The following is a 17,030-nucleotide window of genomic DNA, read 5'->3' as shown; positions in this document are numbered from 1 at the left end:
CCGGAGGGCGGATGCGGTATCTGTGTTGGCGCTGATGTTGTGTAGTTTCTGGAGAGGCCGGACCGCCACAGTCCGGCCTTTCTGCTTATTGGGCTTCGGCGTTGCCCGTGCCGATGTTGCTGGCATAGATCACGCAGCGACCCGTTCGGACGTGCTGTTAAGCACCTGCTGCGAAGCCCAGGCATCAAGATCGGCCACCGAATAGGTGACGATCCGCGCGCCGAGCTGGCGGAACTGTGGGCCGCTGCCGTCGATGCGCTTTCGTTCGAGAGTGGATTGACCAATGCCGAGATATTTCGCGGCGTCAGGCGTCCTGAGATAACCTTGCGTCATGAAAGGGTGTCCTAGTCATGCGGCCCGAGAGCGTCGGGTTGCGCATCACAAGGCGCGGTGCCTCGTGACGAGACGAGGTTTCACCCCTCCAAAATGTCCCGCCTAAATGTCCTGAGCGCCGTTTCTACGAAGCGGCCGGGACATTGGATTTTCGCCCCCGGCGACGATCTGGGAACAGGCGCTGGCAAGCGCTTTCCACCATGACTTTCGTTGCATTATGGCCGGGAAACGCAGATCGAACCGCCTCATAAGCTTCGCGTGTGTTTGGCTGGTGCTTGAGCAAATAGGCGTCGAGCATCTCCGCAGGAAGGATCGCGGTTCTCAGAGCTTTGTTCGTCCAGCCCTCAGGCCAGAGCCGGCGAATGTCGGCTGAAACCAGCGTCACCCCAACCGGGCGACCCGCCGCCAAATCGATAGGATCGAGGGCTTGCCAGTCGGTTGCCTTATCTTCCGAGATCGTAACCCGCCCTTCGCGCAGAGACGACAGCAACAGTCGTGTCACCCGATCGAGGCATAAGCACCACCTGTCTTCCGCGTCTTCGCGCAGCCACGAATAGCAGGGGTCAAGCTGGGCGTCCGGTGTGAGGCGCGCCCACGCTCGCGCGGCTGCGGCGTTGCTACCGCTCCGATCGCAGCGGCAGGCGTGGGCCTCAATGTGGTCTGCGACTGCGACCGCAGCGGCGCCCGCGCGCGTGTCCTGCGACCAATCCATCCATTCGTCTGAGGCCATAACTGCCCCCAATCCCTGTACGGTTTGGACGTCGCCGGTTGCGATCCATAGGGCGGCTTCAAGAACTGACCAGCTTTTGCGGTACACGCCGCCCGCGCCGGCATCCTTAAGATCGAGAGTCACGCCCGCCGCTCCAAGGCTATGACGTTGCTTTCCGCAGGCCGACCGGACACCGCTTCCAGCACATGCCGTGCCCACGCCTCCAGTGCCGCCCGCTTTTCCTTCTCGTACCGGTATGTCTGATAGACGCCGACGATCCCGGCCCGCGATCCGCTAACGTGGTTGATGACGGCCTCTGTGACCTCCGTAGGAAAGCCGAGGCGCTGGCAACCCGTGGCGAGGGTGCGGCGCAGATCGTGCAGCGTCCACGGCTCAACCTTCAGGCGCTTTAGGGCTGCGTCCGCCATGCCCGCCTCCGCAGCTTCCTTGCGCATCAGGTCGAGCATGGAGGCATCGAGCCGCGCCTTGACCTTGGAGAAGCCGGAAACCGCCGTGTCGCCCGTCGTCGTGAACAGCAGGCCCGCATCGCTCTTGATGACTGGCAGGTCATCCACGATGGCCCGCGCCGAGGGACTGAGCGGCACAAGGTTCGGCAACCCGTTCTTCGATCGCTCCCCCGGCAACAGCCAGTGGTTCGCAGCCTTGTCTATTTCCTGCCACGCCAGCCCGGCCACCTCGTCGCGGCGCTGCCCGGTCAGGATCAGCAGGCGGACGATCGGGCCGAACGGCCAGCCCAGCCCGCCCGCGGCCATCCACGCCAGCCGCAACTCCGCGTCCGACAGGGTACGCTCTCGCTTGCCCGCCTTCGACGGAGGCTTGATGCCGAGCATGGGCGATTTTGCCGGCGGCATGTGACGGCGTTCCTTGTCGCAGGCATATCCGAATATCATCCGCAGCGTCTTGTACGCTTTCAGCCCGGGCGACGCGCCGCGCTCCCCTATCGTCTCGATCAGCTCGACCAGATCGGCGTCGGTGATCTCGGGCAACGGACGTTCACCCAGCGCCGGCTTGAGATCCCGGTTGATGATGCCCTGCGTCTCTTTCCAGCTACGCTGCTGGTTCACCATCGCATAATTCTTCACGAACCGATCCGCGAACGTCGAGAAGCCGAGTCGTTCCGATACGACAGCACTTGCCGCCTGCTGCGCCTTCACGGCCTTGTCAGCGGCGACCTTGGCCTTCGCGGCGTCAAAGGGATCATCCTTGCGCCGGACCTGCTCCAGCAGCTCTGTAGCGCGGATGCGGGCTTTCTCAGCCGTCCAGGGCGATCCGTGCTTGCCGATCGTCACCCGGCGGCTGGGCGCTCCCCTGCCCCCGATCCGATACTGGACGAGGTAGGAACGCGCCCCCTTGTCCGTCACCATCACGCCGAAGCCCTTTAGCGTGTCATCCCATAGGTGTTCACGCTTGCCGCGATCCGGGACCGGTATGGCGTCAACGCTGCGCTTGGTGATTTTCCCCGTCGCCATGATCGCATCCAGTCCCGAACAGATAAGCACGGGAATAACACGTCAGCGGCAACGCACAAAGCCTTATGACGACGCATAGCGAAACGGACATGGAACAGGAAGGGAATGCAATGGCATCCGGTGTTGCTTGGCGATCCCCGGCGAGACGTAGCACCGTCCTCCAAAACCGAGGGCCCACGGTTCGAGTCCGTGCACTCCTGCCAGCCGCAGAACGCTATCGTCGCGGCTCCCTACAGATTAAGCCTGACAAATGACATGCTTGTCATTTCGACCGTGACGCACGCGTCGGGGGTGCTATAGGCTTGGATATGGACGAGACGACCCGACACACTGTTGTGTATGTAATCGTTGGATTTTTACTGGTGACCGGCGTCCCCGCGCTGATCCTGTACCTGCGCCGCCGCAAGCGAGAGAAATTGCGGCGCCGCGGGATCAAGCGATACGGCCACTGAAGGCCGCGGGCGCACCCGTGCGTTACACTTGCGTTCGGACCGCCGCACGGCTATCTGCGCAGGCCATCCGATAGCGAGGACGGGCCATGCCGGTTCCCCCACATGAGGGGAAGCGGCGGCGGCTTTATGCCTCGACGAATCGGATTTCGTGATTCCAGCGGGTTTTGAGAAAAAAACAGTGGCGAAGACGACCCCTATCGAATTCATCCGTCAGGTGCAGGCCGAGACCAAGAAGGTCGTCTGGCCGACCCGGCGCGAAACGATCATGACGGGCGTCATGGTGGTCATCATGACGACCATACTCGCGCTGTTCTTCCTGGGCGTCGACACGTTCTTCAACGCGGTCGTCCAGGCGCTGCTCAAGCTCGCGAAGTAAGGGTTTTTAGCATGGCGCGCTGGTACATCATTCACGCCTATTCGGGCTTCGAGGGCAAGGTCCGCGACGCGATCATGTCAGAGGCGACGCGTCTGGGCCTCGAACAGCTGGTCGAGCAGATCGAGGTTCCGACCGAGACGATCACGGAGGCTCGCCGCGGCAAGAAGATCGCAGTCGAGCGCAAGTTCATGCCCGGCTACGTCCTCGCCAAGCTCAACATGAACGACGACGTCTATCACCTCGTCAAGAACACGCCCAAAGTGACGGGCTTCCTTGGCAGCATGGGCAAGCCGCAGGCGATCAGCGAGTCGGAGGCGACCCGCATGCTCAACAGCAAGGAGGAAGCCGCGGCGGCACCGAAGACCAAGGTCAAGGTCGATTACGAGATCGGCGATGCGGTCAAGGTGCTCGAAGGGCCGTTCGCAAGCTTCAACGGCATCGTCGAGGAACTCGATTTCGACAAGTCCAAGGTCAAGGTGTCGGTGTCGATCTTCGGTCGCGCCACTCCGGTGGAGCTGGATTTCGAACAGGTCGAACGTTCGAAGTAATTGCAGATATGGCAAAACAGAAACGGCCGGAGCGGCGACGCTCCGGCCGTTTCGTTTTGTCGATCTATCGCGCTCAGCGGATGCGGCGCATCGCCATGCCGCGCGACGGGGCACCTTCGGGAACGCCGATCGCCTGCCAGTGGGTGACGATGCCGTTCTCACCACGCGTCAGCGTCAGCAGCGGCTGGCCGTTGTAATAAGGCGCACGCGGACGCAGGTTGAAATACTTGACGATCAGCGAGCCCATTTGCGGGGTGGCGGTGCACTGTAATTGCTGATCGATCTGATAGCCCGTCACCGTAACCGTACAACCCGTTCCCCGTGTCGGCGGTGCGAGGCGCAGCGTATAGGTCCGGAAGGCGACCGGGCCATCACCGTTGGCGCCCGTCGGTCCGATCTCATGCTCGTACTGGAATGTACCATACCATTGGCCGATACCCTGCGCGCCCGCGGCGGTGACGGCGAGGCCTGCAGTGGCGAGTGCCAGGACGGTCTTCGTCTTGATCGACTTGAACATCGTTTCTCTCCCGTATCAAGCCGCGACAACGCGTCGCGATCTGGAATGCTCCGATCGAAGGATCGGGGCGGTACGGCCAGACCCGGTGTAGCGGCGCACCGGAAGGTTGCTGCGCTGCGACTCCGGAGCCGCAAACACAATTAAGCACCGCTCACTTTAACGTCAAATGAACATTGATCATTTTATTGACGAAAGGCGTCTGGCTTCAGGCCGCCTTGGCAATCTGCGTATCCTCGGCCGCCTTGAGCGTCAGGATCGCCACCGCGCCCCTGCCCTTGCCTTCGCTTTCGAGGCGCAGGCTGCCTTCCATCGCATTCATCGAGTTCGCGCACCAGTGAAGGCCCAGTCCGCCCGATTTGTGTTCGCGCGTGGAGAACCCACGCTGGAACAGCGTCGCACCGATGGCATTGTCGAATCCTTCGCCGTCATCGCGAATATGCACGACGACGGTGTCGGCGGCTTCGTGAATGGTGACGTTGATCGTTCCGCTGCCACGTCCGTCCGCCGCGACCGCTTCCGCAGCGTTGCCTAATAGATTGCCGATCACCTGACTTAGGATGACGCGATTGGCCAGAGCGTAATGCGACCCGGCCGGGAAGCTGAAGGCGATCGAGGCAGCATCGGAATAGCGCGCGATCGCAGCATTGCGCGCGACAATCTCGCTGAGGTCGCAAACCTCCAGTGTCGGCCGCTCATGCGCCTGCTTCTGCTGCTGACCGATGATTTCAAGCACATGCGCCATCGCTTCGCGACCGACCTGCAATTCGCCCCGCATCGTCTCACGGCCCTGCACCTCGGCAGCAAGCGCTGCGGTGACAAAGACGGCGAGCTTGGCGCGACGTCCGGGGGCGAGGTCGTCCTTGCCAAGTTCGGCGAGCGCGCGATCCACCGTGGCACGGTCGATCGGCGGCGCCTGCGCGATGCCCTGGCTCAGGATCGTACTGATAGGATTGAGCGCGTTACGGACGTTGTGCATCACCGCAACCGCGCTCTCGCTGCGGCCAAGCGCGAAGCTCTGCACCTCGATCTGCTCGCGCAGATCCTTGAGTTGCGACAGCATCGCATTGAGGCTGCGCCCCAACGAACCGAATTCGTCCCGGCGGCCGTCGTCGTCGAACAACGCCATCGACCCGGAGGCGCGAACCCGCTGCATATGGCGCTCCACCCGCTGTAACGGTGCGAGGACCAGCCGTGCGATAACCCGGCGTAGCACGACGAGCACGATCAGCAGCAGCAACGTCGATCCGGCGACCGCCAGCAACAGCATGCGACGCCCGAGCAGGGAGATGTCGCGGACGACATGGAAGCGTGCGGCCGCGATGGCATGGCCATCGGCCCCGCGGATCGGCACCGCGATCGCCATGGTGTTGCGGCCGGGGACGATCCCTTCGCGATCCCCGGTCGCGGACCGGTCGATCCGTGCATCCAGCTGAAGCAACTCGGAGATTTGGTGCGACGTCACCTGGCGCGCCATCAGAACATAACCGCGCGGTTCCCCCGTTCCATCGGAGCGGCGCACCTGCGCGACCCCGACCGCGGCGACCACGGGCCCCAATCGCGCATAAAAATGCCCGGAATTGCTGCGACCGACGATGCGGTCCAGCTCCGTGTGGGTCGCGACCCGGATCATCGCCGCGCGAAGGTCAGCACGCTCCCGGCCGGTACCGGGATCGAGCCAGCGCGCGATCTGGATGCGGCCGTCGGGGCGGACGTATGCCATGCCCTGCACGCCCAGATTGGTCATCGCGAGTGGCGAGAAACTGTCGCGTTCGAACGCCGCCGACATCGTCGACGATGGTGCGCCCATATAGTCGTAGCTTTGCGTCCAGTCGCCGTAGTCGCGCACCGCATTTTCGACCTTGGCGGCATATTCGCCCAGAACGGCGCGTGTCCGTTCGACATGGCCGCCGATCGCCTTGGCTTCCAGCGCGTTGAAGTTGGGCGTTATCACGCTGGCGAGCAGCAACGTGATGGCGAGCGCGCCGGCGACCCCGACCGCGGTCAGGATCAGGACGAGCTTGGCGCCGAGCGAGGCCGGGCCGTGGAACCGCGCGCCCCTAGAGGCGGGGCGGGCCATCAGCCGATCGTTCCGGTGCCCGGCTCTGCCTCGTCAGCCTCACCGAAGAAGCGTTGCGCGGCGAGCTCCAGTGCGAACTGTGGTGCGACCGGACGCGAAAAGAAATACCCCTGCAAATGGCTCGCGCCCGCCAGGCGCAGCGCCTGCACCTGCGCCGCCGTCTCGACACCCTCGGCGATCACCTCCAACCCCAGCGCCCGGCCGAGATGGATGATCGAATGGACGATCGCCGCGCTTTCGCGCTCGCGACCCATGCCGTCGATGAAGCTGCGATCAATCTTCAGGCTGTCGAGCGCGAACTTGCGGATGTTGTAAAGCGAGGAATAGCCGGTGCCGAAATCGTCCAGCGCGATGCGGAATCCCATCTGACGGAGCTTGTACAACGTCTCTGCGGCACGCTCCGCGTCGTCGAAGATCGCAGTTTCGGTGATCTCGATCTGCACACGGCCCGGCAGCACCCCGGCGCGCTGGACGCTTTCCATGATGTGACCGACGAAGTTGCTGCGACGAAACTGGCGCGGCGAGAAGTTCACCGACACGTACTGGCCGGGGAATTGCTGCACCATCGCCAGCGCCTCGTCGAGAATCCAGTCGCCCAGTTCGTGGATGACATTCGATTCCTCGGCGATCGGGATGAACGTCGCCGGGCTGATCGGCCCATATTCCTCGGTGTTCCAGCGCACCAACGCCTCGAACCCGATGACCTCCAGTTCGGTCCGGCTGATGATCGGCTGATAGACGAGGCTGAGTTCGCCCTTGGCAATCGCCTGGGCCAGCCCGTCCTCGATCCGGCGGCGGAAGCGGATGCCCTCGTCCATGCTCTCGTCGAACAGGCGGGTGACGCCGCGGCCGGCACGCTTCGCATCGTTAAGGGCGAGGTCGGCGCGGCGCAGCGCATCGATCGGATCGCAGCCGGAGCCTTCGACCACGACGACGCCGGCGGAGGTGCCACTCTGCACCGAATTGCCGAACACCTGATGCGTGCCGGCGCAGGCCGCAACGATCCGGTCGCACGCCATCACCGCCGCGTCCTCGCCCGGGGCGTCGAACAGCACGCCGAATTCATCGCCACCCAGCCGCGCGACGACCGCCCCCTCCGGCGCGTGCGCATGGAGGATGCCGCACACCTCACGGATCAATGCGTCGCCGGCCAGATGCCCCAGTGTGTCGTTGACGATCTTGAACCGGTCGAGATCGAACATCGCGGTGGCGAACAGCCCCGGCCGCTTGGCCCGCTCTCCGAGCGCACGCAGAAAGGCGAGCCGGTTCGGTGCGTCTGTCAGCGAATCGTGCGTCGCCATGTGGATCGCGCGGCTCTCGTTGGCGGCAAGCTCGGCACCCTGCTCCTCGAGCTGGACGATCTGCGCGGCCAGCTGCGCGCGTGCGGTGGCGAGTTCGCGGTCCACCTGCCATCGGTGCGACAGCGCGGTCGCGGTCTGAACGATCTCGGCGACCTCGAACGGCTTGGCGATGTAGAAGATCTTGTCGGCGGGACCGGCGACCTTGCTGATCTCGATCGGCGAGAAATCACTGAATCCGGTGACGATGCAGAGGTTGATCTCGGGATCGAGCGCGCGGATCCGGCGAGCGGTCTCGCGCCCGTCGATACCCGGCGGCATGCGCACGTCGATGAAGGCGACGGCGTAGGGGGTGCCGGCGGCAAGTGCGGCCTCCACGGCAGCGACCGCATCGAGTCCCTGATGGCAATGGGTAAGATCGAACTCTTCGGCAACGTCGACCGTATCGGACGCGTCGTCCCCGAACAGTTCCGCCGCCATCGCGCCGAGCGCATCCTCCTCGGCACCGCGCTGCACCGCGAAGCTGCGGGTGTAGCTGTCATGCATCGCCGGTTCGTCATCGACGATCAGCAGACGCTTTGGTGCAACAGCAGTCAGGGCGACGGTCATGGGTAGGAACTTCCCTCGAATGGTTGACGAGGGAGTAAGCGGACGCGGTTAAAACGCTGTAAACGAGTGCAGCTGTCCCTCCAGCGCCTGCCCGCCGAGAACGATCGCGCCGAGCGGCCCGGCATTCCCGCCGAGCGCAGGCGGCACGACGAAATTCGCCTCCGCGATCTCGGGCAAGGCGATGTAGCCCGCGAGGCTCTTGACCATCGCGGCACGGACGCGGGGGAACAGGTGATCGTTGCCCACCATCACGCCGCCGCCCATCACGATGCGCCGCGGCACGCCGGTGAGGACGAGCGTGTGGCACAACTGGCCCAGGACATACGCGACCGGATCCCATACCGCATCGTCCGCGGCAATATCCTCGCCCTTCCGGCCCGCCCGCGCGCCGATCGCCGGACCGGCTGCAAGGCCCTCCAGACAGCCGCCGTGGAAGGGACAGATGCCCATCCAGTCGTCGCCCGGCAGACGATCGGGGCGGATATGGCCGAATTCACTGTGGGTCAGGCCGTCGACGGGTTTGCCCCCGGCGATCAGACCGACGCCGATCCCGGTGCCGACCGTGGCATAAGCGATGTCGCGCAGCCCCTTCGCCGCACCCCAGCGTGCCTCCGCCAGCGCGGCGCCCACCACATCGGTGTGAAACCCGGTCGGCACCGCATAGCGCGCGCCCAGCCGCTTCGCGACGTCGGTGCCCGCCCAATGCGGTTTCGGAGTCGAGGTGATATGGCCGTAATCCGCCGCATCGCGATCGATCGAGATCGGCCCAAAGCTGGCGATACCGAGCGCGTCGAACGCACCCCAGCCATCCAGCACGCGCTCGATCGCCTCGAGCGTCTCGTCGGGCCGCGTCGTGGGCAATTGAATGCGATCCTCGATCGCATCGGGCCCCCGCGCCAGCAGACAGACGATCTTGGTCCCGCCCAATTCGATGCCGGCTATCAACGGGGGGACGCTTACCACGGCTGCATTCTCCTTTGCGCGCGTGGTTAGACGAGAACGGACGGTTATGCGAGAGAGCACGGCGCGCCATCGTCAGGGCACCGTCCCGGCTGCCGATCGTTACCCTGGTCGATCATAGGGAGTGGCACGATGCGCCTTCGTTTGTCCTGGATCGTCGCGGCTATGCTTGCGCCGGGATCGCCCGTTTCGGCGCAGGACGTACTCGGGCCGGTCAATCCGGTCGACTATACCGGCGCGATCGCACTCGGCTCCGCCATCGATGCGCAGGCGAAGCAGGGCGGCGACGACTTTCGCGGCACCGGCTTCTCTGAAGATTACGTCCGCGAACAATGCGCCGGATTGCCGCGCGACCGCAGCCGCCTCGGCAATAACCATCGCCGCGTGATACGATGGAGCCGGATCTGCCGATCGGCTCGGCTGATGTAAGGAACGGCCTCAGACGGTCAGGCCAAGCGGCTCCAGGGGCTTGCCGATCAGGCCACTGACCATCGCCGCCTGAATGCGGTTTGCAGGCCACGATCCTGAGAGCGGACCGACCAGCCGATCGCGGACGAACGGCAGTGTCCGGCTGTCCGACTGATACACCGGCGTGAATACCGCCGTCAGCGCCTGGTACAACCGGACATGCCGTCTGCGCATCCTGACCGCGGCGGCGATCCCTGATAGCACGTCCGGGGCATTGCGCAGACCGCGTGCCAACGCGAAGGCGTCGAGCAACGCCATGTTCGCGCCCTGCCCCAGCTGCGGACTGGCCGAATGCCATGCGTCGCCGATATGGATCAATGCGGCGTCCACCGGCCGGCGGAGCGTGCGGTGGGCGTACCTCGCGAAGGTCAACTGCCCCGCGTCCCCGATTTGATCCAGCAACGGCGCGGTTGCCGGCCAGAGCGCACGCACCTCCTCCTTCCATGCCTCCAGCCCGGCATCCCGCCAGCGTTCGAGCCGGTCGGCGCGGATCGACCAGAAGAACGCCGCATGATCCGCACTCGCGCCCCGCGGCCGACCGATCGGCAGCACCCCTGCCATCGCGCTGGCACGGCGATAGCGCTGCTCCAGCGCATTCGTCGCAAAGCCTTCCGTCCGGCGCAGGCTCGCCCACAAGGCGCCATAAGGCAGCGCCCGGCCGCACGGTGGTGCCAGCGGCGTTCGCGTACCGAGTGCATCGACGATCAGGTCGAAGGCCGCCGACCGGGTGCCGTCAACGAACGCCAGACGGCGGCGGCCGTAACCCGACAGCTCACTTCCCGCGATCGCGCGGCCGGTCTCAATCGAAATGCCCGCCGCTGTCACGGCATCGTGCAGCACCGCGAAAAGCGTCGCGCGATGCACGCCGAAACCGCACAGGCCCGCCTGTCGCAGCGTCGCATAGCCGACATCGAGCACCACGCGCCCGTCCGCCGCCCCGAACAGGCGATCGATCCGCGCGCTCCGGGCGATCAACGCGCCGTCCAGCCCCAGCGCGCGGAGCACCGCAAGTCCGGTCGGCTGGATCATCAGCCCCGACCCGAGCGGCGCCGGCGCGTCGAACCGTTCGTATATGGTGACGTGATGGCCGTCCCGCGCCAGCAGCAACGCCGCCGCCAGCCCCGCCGGGCCACAACCGGCGACCGCGATGGCGAGCGGATCGGCTATTTATTCCACCGTCACCGACTTGGCGAGGTTGCGCGGCTGATCCACATCCGTCCCCTTCGCCACCGCGACGTGATATGCCAGCAACTGCACCGGCACAGCATAGACCAGCGGCGCGATCAGCGGGTGAACCTTGGGCATCGTAATGGTCGCGATGCAATTCTCGCCCGCCGCCTGGATGCCGTCGTAATCGCTGATCAGCACGACCTTGCCGCCCCGCGCCTGCACTTCCTGCATATTGCTGACGGTCTTGTCGAACAGCGGACCGGACGGCGCGATGACGATCACCGGCACATTCTCGTCGATCAGTGCGATCGGACCGTGCTTCATCTCGCCCGCCGCGTAACCTTCGGCGTGGATGTAGCTGATTTCCTTCAGCTTTAGCGCGCCTTCCAACGCCAGCGGATAATTAGTGCCGCGCCCCAGATACAGCACGTCACGGGCGCTTGCGATTACGCCAGCCATCGCCTCGATCGCCTCGTCATAAGCCAGTGCGCCGTTGAGTGCCGCCGGAGCTTCGGCGAGATGGCGGACGATCTCGCGCTCCTCGCCATCCTTGAACTTGCCCTTGGCGCGGGCAAGGTTCGCGGCGAGCGCCGCGAGAACCGCCAGCTGGCAGGTGAACGCCTTGGTGCTGGCGACGCCGATTTCCGGGCCGGCATGTGTCGGCAGCAGCAGGTCCGCCTCGCGCGCCATGCTGCTGGTCGGCACGTTGACCACCGCGGCGATCGTCTGCCCTTCCAACTTGGCGTGGCGCAACGCCGCGAGCGTATCGGCGGTCTCGCCGGACTGGCTGATGACGATCATCAGGCCACCCGGCTCCATCACCGGCGCGCGATAGCGGAATTCGGAGGCGACATCGATATCGACCGGCACGCGCGCGAATTGCTCGAACCAGTATTTGGCGACCATGCCGGCGTAGTAGCTCGTACCACAAGCGACGATGGTGACGCGCTTGACGCCAGCAAGGTCGAAGTCTGGGATCGGCAGGGTTACCCGCTCTTCCATTCGCTGCAGATAGGATCGCAGCGTCTGGGCGACGACGATCGGCTGTTCGTAGATCTCCTTCAGCATGTAATGGCGGTGATTGCCCTTGCTGACGAGTTCGCCGGTGATGCCGGAGATGGTGATCGGCCGTTCGACGGGATGATTGTCGCGATCGTAAACCTGCGCACCCTCGGTGGTGCAAACCACCCAGTCGCCCTCGTCCAGATAGGCAATCCGCTGCGTCAGCGGCGCCAGCGCGAGCGCGTCGGAACCGAGATACGTCTCGCCCTCACCATGGCCGACGACCAATGGCGAGCCGAGGCGCGCACCGATCAACAGTTCGGGATGCTTGCGGAACAGGATCGCCAGCGCAAACGCACCGTGCAGCCGCGGCAGGATTTCACGCACCGCCGCGATCGGTTCGATACCTGCTTCGACCTTTTCGCTGATGAGGTGTGCAACCACCTCGGTATCGGTCTCACTGGTGAACACCCGGCCGCGGGCGATCAGCTCGTCGCGCAACGGCTTGAAATTCTCGATGATGCCATTGTGCACCACCGCGACCTCATCGGTCGCATGCGGATGGGCGTTATTCGTGGTCGGGCCGCCATGCGTCGCCCAGCGGGTGTGGGCGATGCCGGTGGTGCCAGGTAGCGGGTCAGCCGCCAGTTCCTTCGCCAGATTGACCAGCTTGCCCGATGCGCGGCGACGTTCGATCCGGCCATCATGGTCGGTGGCGATACCCGCTGAATCGTAGCCGCGATATTCCAGCCGCTTGAGGCCGTCGAGCAGCCGGTCGGCGACATCCTGGGTGCCGATGATTCCAACAATTCCGCACATTTTACTTGTCCTTCTTCGCGCGCATTACGGCGCGGAATTGCGTGGCCCAGCCGGACTTGGCGACTTGAGGGGGGCGGACGAGGGCGAGCGCGCCCGCCTCGACATCCTTGGTCAGCACCGAGCCGGCAGCGACGATCGCTCCGTCGCCGACCGATACCGGAGCGACCAGCGCCGAGTTCGAGCCGATGAATGCTCCCGCCCCGATGCTGGTCTTGTATTTGAAAAAGCCATCGTAGTTACAGGTTATCGTGCCCGCGCCGATGTTCGCCTTCGCACCCACTTCGGCGTCACCGATGTACGACAGATGATTTACCTTGGCACCTTCGCCCAGCGTAGCCTTCTTTACCTCGACGAAGTTGCCGACCTTCGACGCCGTACCCAGCACCGCACCGGGTCGCAGGCGGGCATACGGACCAACTTCCGCCTGCGGCCCGATCGACGCCCCTTCGATATGGCTGAAGGCATGGATGGTCGCACCGTCGGCGACGCTCACGCCGGGTCCGAAAACGACGTTGGGCGCGATCATCACGTCGCGGCCGATGCGGGTATCGTGCGCGAACCACACGGTATCGGGCGCAATCAGGGTCGCGCCGTCCGCCATCGCCTGCGCGCGTCGTGCCGCCTGCCAGCCGGCCTCCACCGCCGCCAGTTCGCCGCGGCTGTTGATCCCGGCGACCTCGTCCTCGCCCGTCTCGATGCACACCGCTTTGCCACCCTCGGCGATCGCCAGCGTCACGACGTCCGGCAGATAATATTCGCCCGCAGCATTGGCGTTGCCGACCGATTCCAGCAATCGCCACAGATCGCGGGTGCGAACCGCGGTGACGCCAGAATTGCACAGGTCGACCGCGCGCTCGTCGGCGCTGGCGTCCTTATATTCGACCATCTTGCGGATCGTGCCGTCAGCATCGGCGACGACCCGACCATAGGCACGCGCATCGGCAGGGCGAAACCCCAGCACTGCGACGGCCGGCGTATCCGGCGCCTGAAGCCGGGCAGCAAGGCGCGCGACGGTATCGGTGGCGAGCAAAGGCGTGTCACCGAAGCAGACGATCGCGATCCCCTCAAACCCCGACAGCGCATCCTTTGCCTGCAACGCGGCGTGCGCGGTGCCGAGTTGTTCGCGCTGCCACGCGATCTCGACCCCGGTCGCGGCGACGGCGCGCTCGACCTGTTCCCCTGATGCGCCGACGACGACGACGCGCCGGGTCGCGCCCGCCCGGTCGAGGCTGTCGATCAGGTGCAGCAGCATCGGTCGCCCAGCGATGGGATGCAGCACCTTGTGCAGGTCGGACTTCATCCGCGTACCCTTGCCCGCGGCAAGGATGATGACGGCAAGAGGATCGTTCATGGTGGTGTCGCCTGCCATGGAAGTCTTGCCATTTCCATAGGGAGCGGTCACCCCGCACTGATATGACGCAGAATTCATCGCTTCGCGTGCCGTTCGATATCGTCGGATTCGATCTCGACGGTACGCTGCTCGATACCAGCGGCGATCTGGCGGCGGCCGTGAACCATGCGCTGGCATCCGTCGGAAGACCGCTGCTGACCGTAGAGCAGGTCAAGCCGATGATCGGCGGCGGCGCGCGCCACATGCTGGCGCAGGGCATGGCGGCGACCGGCGGCTGCGACGATGCGACACTCGATCGGCTGCACCGGCTACTGCTTGAGTATTACGAAACGCATATCGCCGTCCTGACCATTCCATATCCGGATGCGCTCGACGTGCTCGACCAACTCGCCGCCCACGGCACGCGGCTGGCGATCGTGACCAACAAGCTGGAGGGGCTTGCGCGCAAGGTGCTCGAAGCGCTCGACCTTACCCGCCGGTTCGACTGCATCATCGGCGGCGATACGATGGGGCCGGGCAACGCCAAGCCGTCGCCGAAACCGATCTACGAGATGATCGCCCGCTGCGGCGGCGGGACAGCCGCGTTCGTCGGCGATTCGATGTTCGACATCCGCGCCGGACAGGCCGCCGGCCTGCCGACCGTCGCCTGCTCGTTCGGCTTCATGATGCAGCCGGTGGAGGAACTGGGCGCCGATGCGATCATCCATGGCTACACGGAACTAATCCCTACGCTCGACCGCCTCGCGGTCGTCAACGGCTGACCCCGCCACGCCGCCACTTTGCCCATAGATGCCGGGCGAGCATCGCCGGCGGCATGCGCAGCCAGTGCGACCGGATATAGAAGGCGAGCCGCGTCAGCGGGCGGATCGGCCGCCCCCAATCGTCGCGGGCGAGCAGACGTCGCAGGTATAGCGCATCCGACCACCGTTGCCGATCGTCAGGCACCGGCGTGCCGAACAGAAGCCCGCTCAACCGCAATGCTCGCCCGACCTCGCGCGTCAGGCCGTGATGCCGTGCCCGCACAGCCAGTCCGTCGGTGCCATGCTCGTCGATCAGGCAGTGCACGTCCCACAGGTTGCGCAAGCCCCCCGCCAGATCGCCGTCCGCGAACAGATGCGCCGCGGCGTGCACCAGCATGTCCTGCGGCGACAGTACCGACAGCCCGTTGCCCAGCGGCAGCGCTTCCGCGATCAGACTCGCCGCATCGGGCGTGATCCGCGCGGTCAGCGGCAGAACGGTATGATGCACGTCGATCATCCGGTCACGGTCCCGATGGATCAGCGGCGGCAGCTCGTGCATCCAGCGCCGGTAGTAATCCTCGTCGTACGGATCGGGCTTCACCCATTCCCATCCCGCCTCGATCAGCGCGGCCTCGACGGCATCCAGCGACGCCCGCGGCACCAGAATATCGAGGTCGCCGATCGACCGCCCTCTCCCCGCCGACAGCCCCGCAGCGACGAAGGCAGTGCCCTTCAGCAACACCACCGGGCAGCCGAGGCGCGCCAGCGCCCGCCGCGCCATCTCCGCCTCCCACAAGGCCGCCCGTCGACCATTCTCCGCCGACATCCGCGCATCTGCCAACAGCAGCGCCACTTCCTCAGGCAGCGGCAATCCGTCCAGCCGATATGCCAGCGTTCCCAGCAATTGCTCGGCGCGCGCGGTGGTGATCAATCCGACCCAATCGGTATCGAGTGCCAGGGACTGCGGATCGGCAAGTGCACGGGCGAGGATCAGAGCGTCCGCCACAACGCCTCCACCTGCGCTACGGCCGCTGCGCCATCAGGGTAGTCGATCGCATGCGCCGGCGTTTCGCGTACCAGCCGCGTCAGCGCGCCGAAGCCGGCTTCGCCCATCGCGACGTAGTTGGTGGACGCCTGCGTCAGGCGGACGAACGACTCACTCGGTGCCACCGGCCGTATCTCGTTCGCGAATCCGTAGCGGGGGTACAGCAGCAACGCCGGCCGGGCAGGCTCGTCCATCGCTCCCACCGCGATCGCATCGGGCACCATGTGGCGAATATCGCCCTTGGGCGTCGCCGCCAGCAGCGGCCCCAGCCGGGCCTGCGGTTGCGCCCGGATCGCCGCATCGATTGCCGCATTCTTCAGGCTGATCAGTCGAGGAAAGGCGTGGACGAGGCCGGTATCCGGATCGATCAGCGCGAATTCGTCGCCCATGAACCGCCATCCCTTCGCCGCCAGCAGCGTTGCCAGCGTCGATTTGCCAGCACCCGATTCGCCGGTCATCAGCACGGCGCGTCCGTCGCGTTCGACGCACGATGCGTGCAGCAACAGATAGCGCCGCCCGCCCAGCGCCAGCTGCAGGTTCATCGCCATTTCGGCGGCGAGCAGCCCCTGCGCAAGCGGCAGCGGCGCCGCCTCGGGCAGCGTATAGTCGCCGGCGATCCGCACCGAAGGCCGGATCCAGCGCCGCCATGGTCGGGTCGCTTCCAGCCGTACCGTGAAATCGGGCAGGTTCGGCGCCGGGTAGTAACGATACAGCTCGCGCAACTGATCGATCGGTGCGCGCCAGTCGCTACCGACCCGAAAACCGATCGGGCCAATGCGAACCGAGAAAACGTGCCTCATACCGGCTCGACGAGTCCCGCATCGATCAGCTCGTCCAGCCGTGCCGCCAACGCGTCCGGGCCGGCGTCGGTCAGGTCAAACAGCTCGGTCAGCCGTATCAGCAGCGCATCGAGGTCCAGTGCGTCGGCTGCCAGCGCGTCGACGATCTCGCGCGCGGGACTCGCGAGCAGATGTGTGATTCCCGACGGACGGTGGAACACGGCTGTGAAGGCATCGAGGTCGGCGGTCAGCAGCGCCTCTGGCCGCGGGGCGCGGTACCGCAAATG

General features: G+C 65.3%; 18 protein-coding genes. 5 read left to right on the top strand and 13 right to left on the bottom strand.

Annotated features, from left to right (window positions below; translation table 11 throughout):
* Positions 1–129: 129 nt before the first annotated feature.
* The 3 genes from LRA87_RS03370 to LRA87_RS03360 all read right to left on the bottom strand — a co-directional run bounded on the left by LRA87_RS03370 (position 130) and on the right by LRA87_RS03360 (position 2,532).
* Entirely contained in the window at positions 130–333 is a 204-nt protein-coding gene (locus LRA87_RS03370; protein WP_230629308.1) for a helix-turn-helix transcriptional regulator, read from the bottom strand.
* Between the two features lie 124 nt (positions 334–457).
* Entirely contained in the window at positions 458–1,186 is a 729-nt protein-coding gene (locus LRA87_RS03365; RefSeq protein WP_230629306.1) for a hypothetical protein, read from the bottom strand.
* Positions 1,183–2,532, bottom strand: a complete 1,350-nt coding sequence (locus tag LRA87_RS03360) for a tyrosine-type recombinase/integrase (RefSeq protein WP_230629304.1) — start codon at positions 2,530–2,532, stop codon at positions 1,183–1,185. Before LRA87_RS03360 ends, LRA87_RS03365 begins: the two co-directional genes overlap by 4 nt.
* Positions 2,533–2,840: 308 nt before the next feature.
* Between LRA87_RS03360 and LRA87_RS03355 the strand changes: the two genes are divergently transcribed.
* The 3 genes from LRA87_RS03355 to nusG all read left to right on the top strand — a co-directional run bounded on the left by LRA87_RS03355 (position 2,841) and on the right by nusG (position 3,908).
* Entirely contained in the window at positions 2,841–2,984 is a 144-nt protein-coding gene (locus tag LRA87_RS03355; protein WP_230629302.1) for a hypothetical protein, read from the top strand.
* A 178-nt stretch (positions 2,985–3,162) separates the two neighbouring features.
* Positions 3,163–3,360, top strand: coding sequence for a preprotein translocase subunit SecE (secE, locus tag LRA87_RS03350; protein ID WP_017979500.1), 198 nt, complete (start codon positions 3,163–3,165; stop codon positions 3,358–3,360).
* An 11-nt stretch (positions 3,361–3,371) separates the two neighbouring features.
* Positions 3,372–3,908 carry a transcription termination/antitermination protein NusG gene (nusG, locus tag LRA87_RS03345; RefSeq protein WP_230629300.1) on the top strand — a complete coding sequence of 179 codons (537 nt, stop codon included), beginning with the start codon at positions 3,372–3,374 and terminating at the stop codon, positions 3,906–3,908.
* 73 nt (positions 3,909–3,981) lie between these two features.
* Here nusG and LRA87_RS03340 read toward each other — a convergent pair whose 3' ends face one another.
* The 4 genes from LRA87_RS03340 to LRA87_RS03325 all read right to left on the bottom strand — a co-directional run bounded on the left by LRA87_RS03340 (position 3,982) and on the right by LRA87_RS03325 (position 9,372).
* On the bottom strand, positions 3,982–4,425 hold the full coding sequence (locus LRA87_RS03340) for a DUF5991 domain-containing protein (RefSeq protein WP_230629298.1): 444 nt from the start codon (positions 4,423–4,425) through the stop codon (positions 3,982–3,984).
* A 205-nt stretch (positions 4,426–4,630) separates the two neighbouring features.
* Complete coding sequence (locus tag LRA87_RS03335) at positions 4,631–6,502, bottom strand: ATP-binding protein (protein ID WP_230629297.1); 1,872 nt, start codon at positions 6,500–6,502, stop codon at positions 4,631–4,633.
* On the bottom strand, positions 6,502–8,409 hold the full coding sequence (locus tag LRA87_RS03330; protein ID WP_230629295.1) for a GGDEF and EAL domain-containing protein: 1,908 nt from the start codon (positions 8,407–8,409) through the stop codon (positions 6,502–6,504). Before LRA87_RS03330 ends, LRA87_RS03335 begins: the two co-directional genes overlap by 1 nt.
* 48 nt (positions 8,410–8,457) lie before the next feature.
* On the bottom strand, positions 8,458–9,372 hold the full coding sequence (locus tag LRA87_RS03325) for an ROK family protein (RefSeq protein ID WP_230629293.1): 915 nt from the start codon (positions 9,370–9,372) through the stop codon (positions 8,458–8,460).
* Between the two features lie 129 nt (positions 9,373–9,501).
* Here LRA87_RS03325 and LRA87_RS03320 point away from each other — a divergent pair, with 129 nt between their 5' ends.
* On the top strand, positions 9,502–9,798 hold the full coding sequence (locus LRA87_RS03320) for a hypothetical protein (RefSeq protein ID WP_230629291.1): 297 nt from the start codon (positions 9,502–9,504) through the stop codon (positions 9,796–9,798).
* A gap of 9 nt (positions 9,799–9,807) precedes the next feature.
* On the opposite strand, the gene LRA87_RS03315 is transcribed toward LRA87_RS03320, so the two are convergent.
* From LRA87_RS03315 to glmU, 3 genes are read right to left on the bottom strand one after another with little or no spacing between them, the layout of a single operon-like run.
* Entirely contained in the window at positions 9,808–10,986 is a 1,179-nt protein-coding gene (locus LRA87_RS03315) for an FAD-dependent oxidoreductase (protein WP_329958580.1), read from the bottom strand.
* An 18-nt stretch (positions 10,987–11,004) separates the two neighbouring features.
* Complete coding sequence (glmS, locus tag LRA87_RS03310; protein ID WP_230629287.1) at positions 11,005–12,828, bottom strand: glutamine--fructose-6-phosphate transaminase (isomerizing); 1,824 nt, start codon at positions 12,826–12,828, stop codon at positions 11,005–11,007.
* A 1-nt stretch (position 12,829) separates the two neighbouring features.
* Positions 12,830–14,179 (bottom strand): bifunctional UDP-N-acetylglucosamine diphosphorylase/glucosamine-1-phosphate N-acetyltransferase GlmU, encoded by a 1,350-nt coding sequence (glmU, locus tag LRA87_RS03305; RefSeq protein WP_230629285.1) that lies wholly within the window; start codon positions 14,177–14,179, stop codon positions 12,830–12,832.
* Positions 14,180–14,241: 62 nt separating this feature from the next.
* Here glmU and LRA87_RS03300 point away from each other — a divergent pair, with 62 nt between their 5' ends.
* Positions 14,242–14,940 (top strand): HAD family hydrolase, encoded by a 699-nt coding sequence (locus LRA87_RS03300; RefSeq protein ID WP_230629283.1) that lies wholly within the window; start codon positions 14,242–14,244, stop codon positions 14,938–14,940.
* Here the strand turns inward: LRA87_RS03300 and LRA87_RS03295 are convergent.
* Genes LRA87_RS03295 through LRA87_RS03285 form a run of 3 tightly spaced genes read right to left on the bottom strand, consistent with a single transcriptional unit; the run spans position 14,930 to position 17,027 of the window.
* Positions 14,930–15,925 carry a nucleotidyltransferase domain-containing protein gene (locus LRA87_RS03295; protein WP_230629281.1) on the bottom strand — a complete coding sequence of 332 codons (996 nt, stop codon included), beginning with the start codon at positions 15,923–15,925 and terminating at the stop codon, positions 14,930–14,932. The genes LRA87_RS03300 and LRA87_RS03295 overlap by 11 nt on opposite strands.
* Positions 15,910–16,764 (bottom strand): HprK-related kinase A, encoded by an 855-nt coding sequence (locus LRA87_RS03290; protein ID WP_230629279.1) that lies wholly within the window; start codon positions 16,762–16,764, stop codon positions 15,910–15,912. Before LRA87_RS03290 ends, LRA87_RS03295 begins: the two co-directional genes overlap by 16 nt.
* Positions 16,761–17,027 carry an HPr-rel-A system PqqD family peptide chaperone gene (locus tag LRA87_RS03285; RefSeq protein WP_230629277.1) on the bottom strand — a complete coding sequence of 89 codons (267 nt, stop codon included), beginning with the start codon at positions 17,025–17,027 and terminating at the stop codon, positions 16,761–16,763. Before LRA87_RS03285 ends, LRA87_RS03290 begins: the two co-directional genes overlap by 4 nt.
* Positions 17,028–17,030: the final 3 nt, after the last annotated feature.

Source organism: Sphingomonas sp. Leaf37, assembly GCF_920939475.1.
GTDB lineage: Bacteria > Pseudomonadota > Alphaproteobacteria > Sphingomonadales > Sphingomonadaceae > Sphingomonas.
Note: the sequence above shows the minus strand (reverse complement) of the source record. Positions and strands in the feature narration are given on the sequence as shown.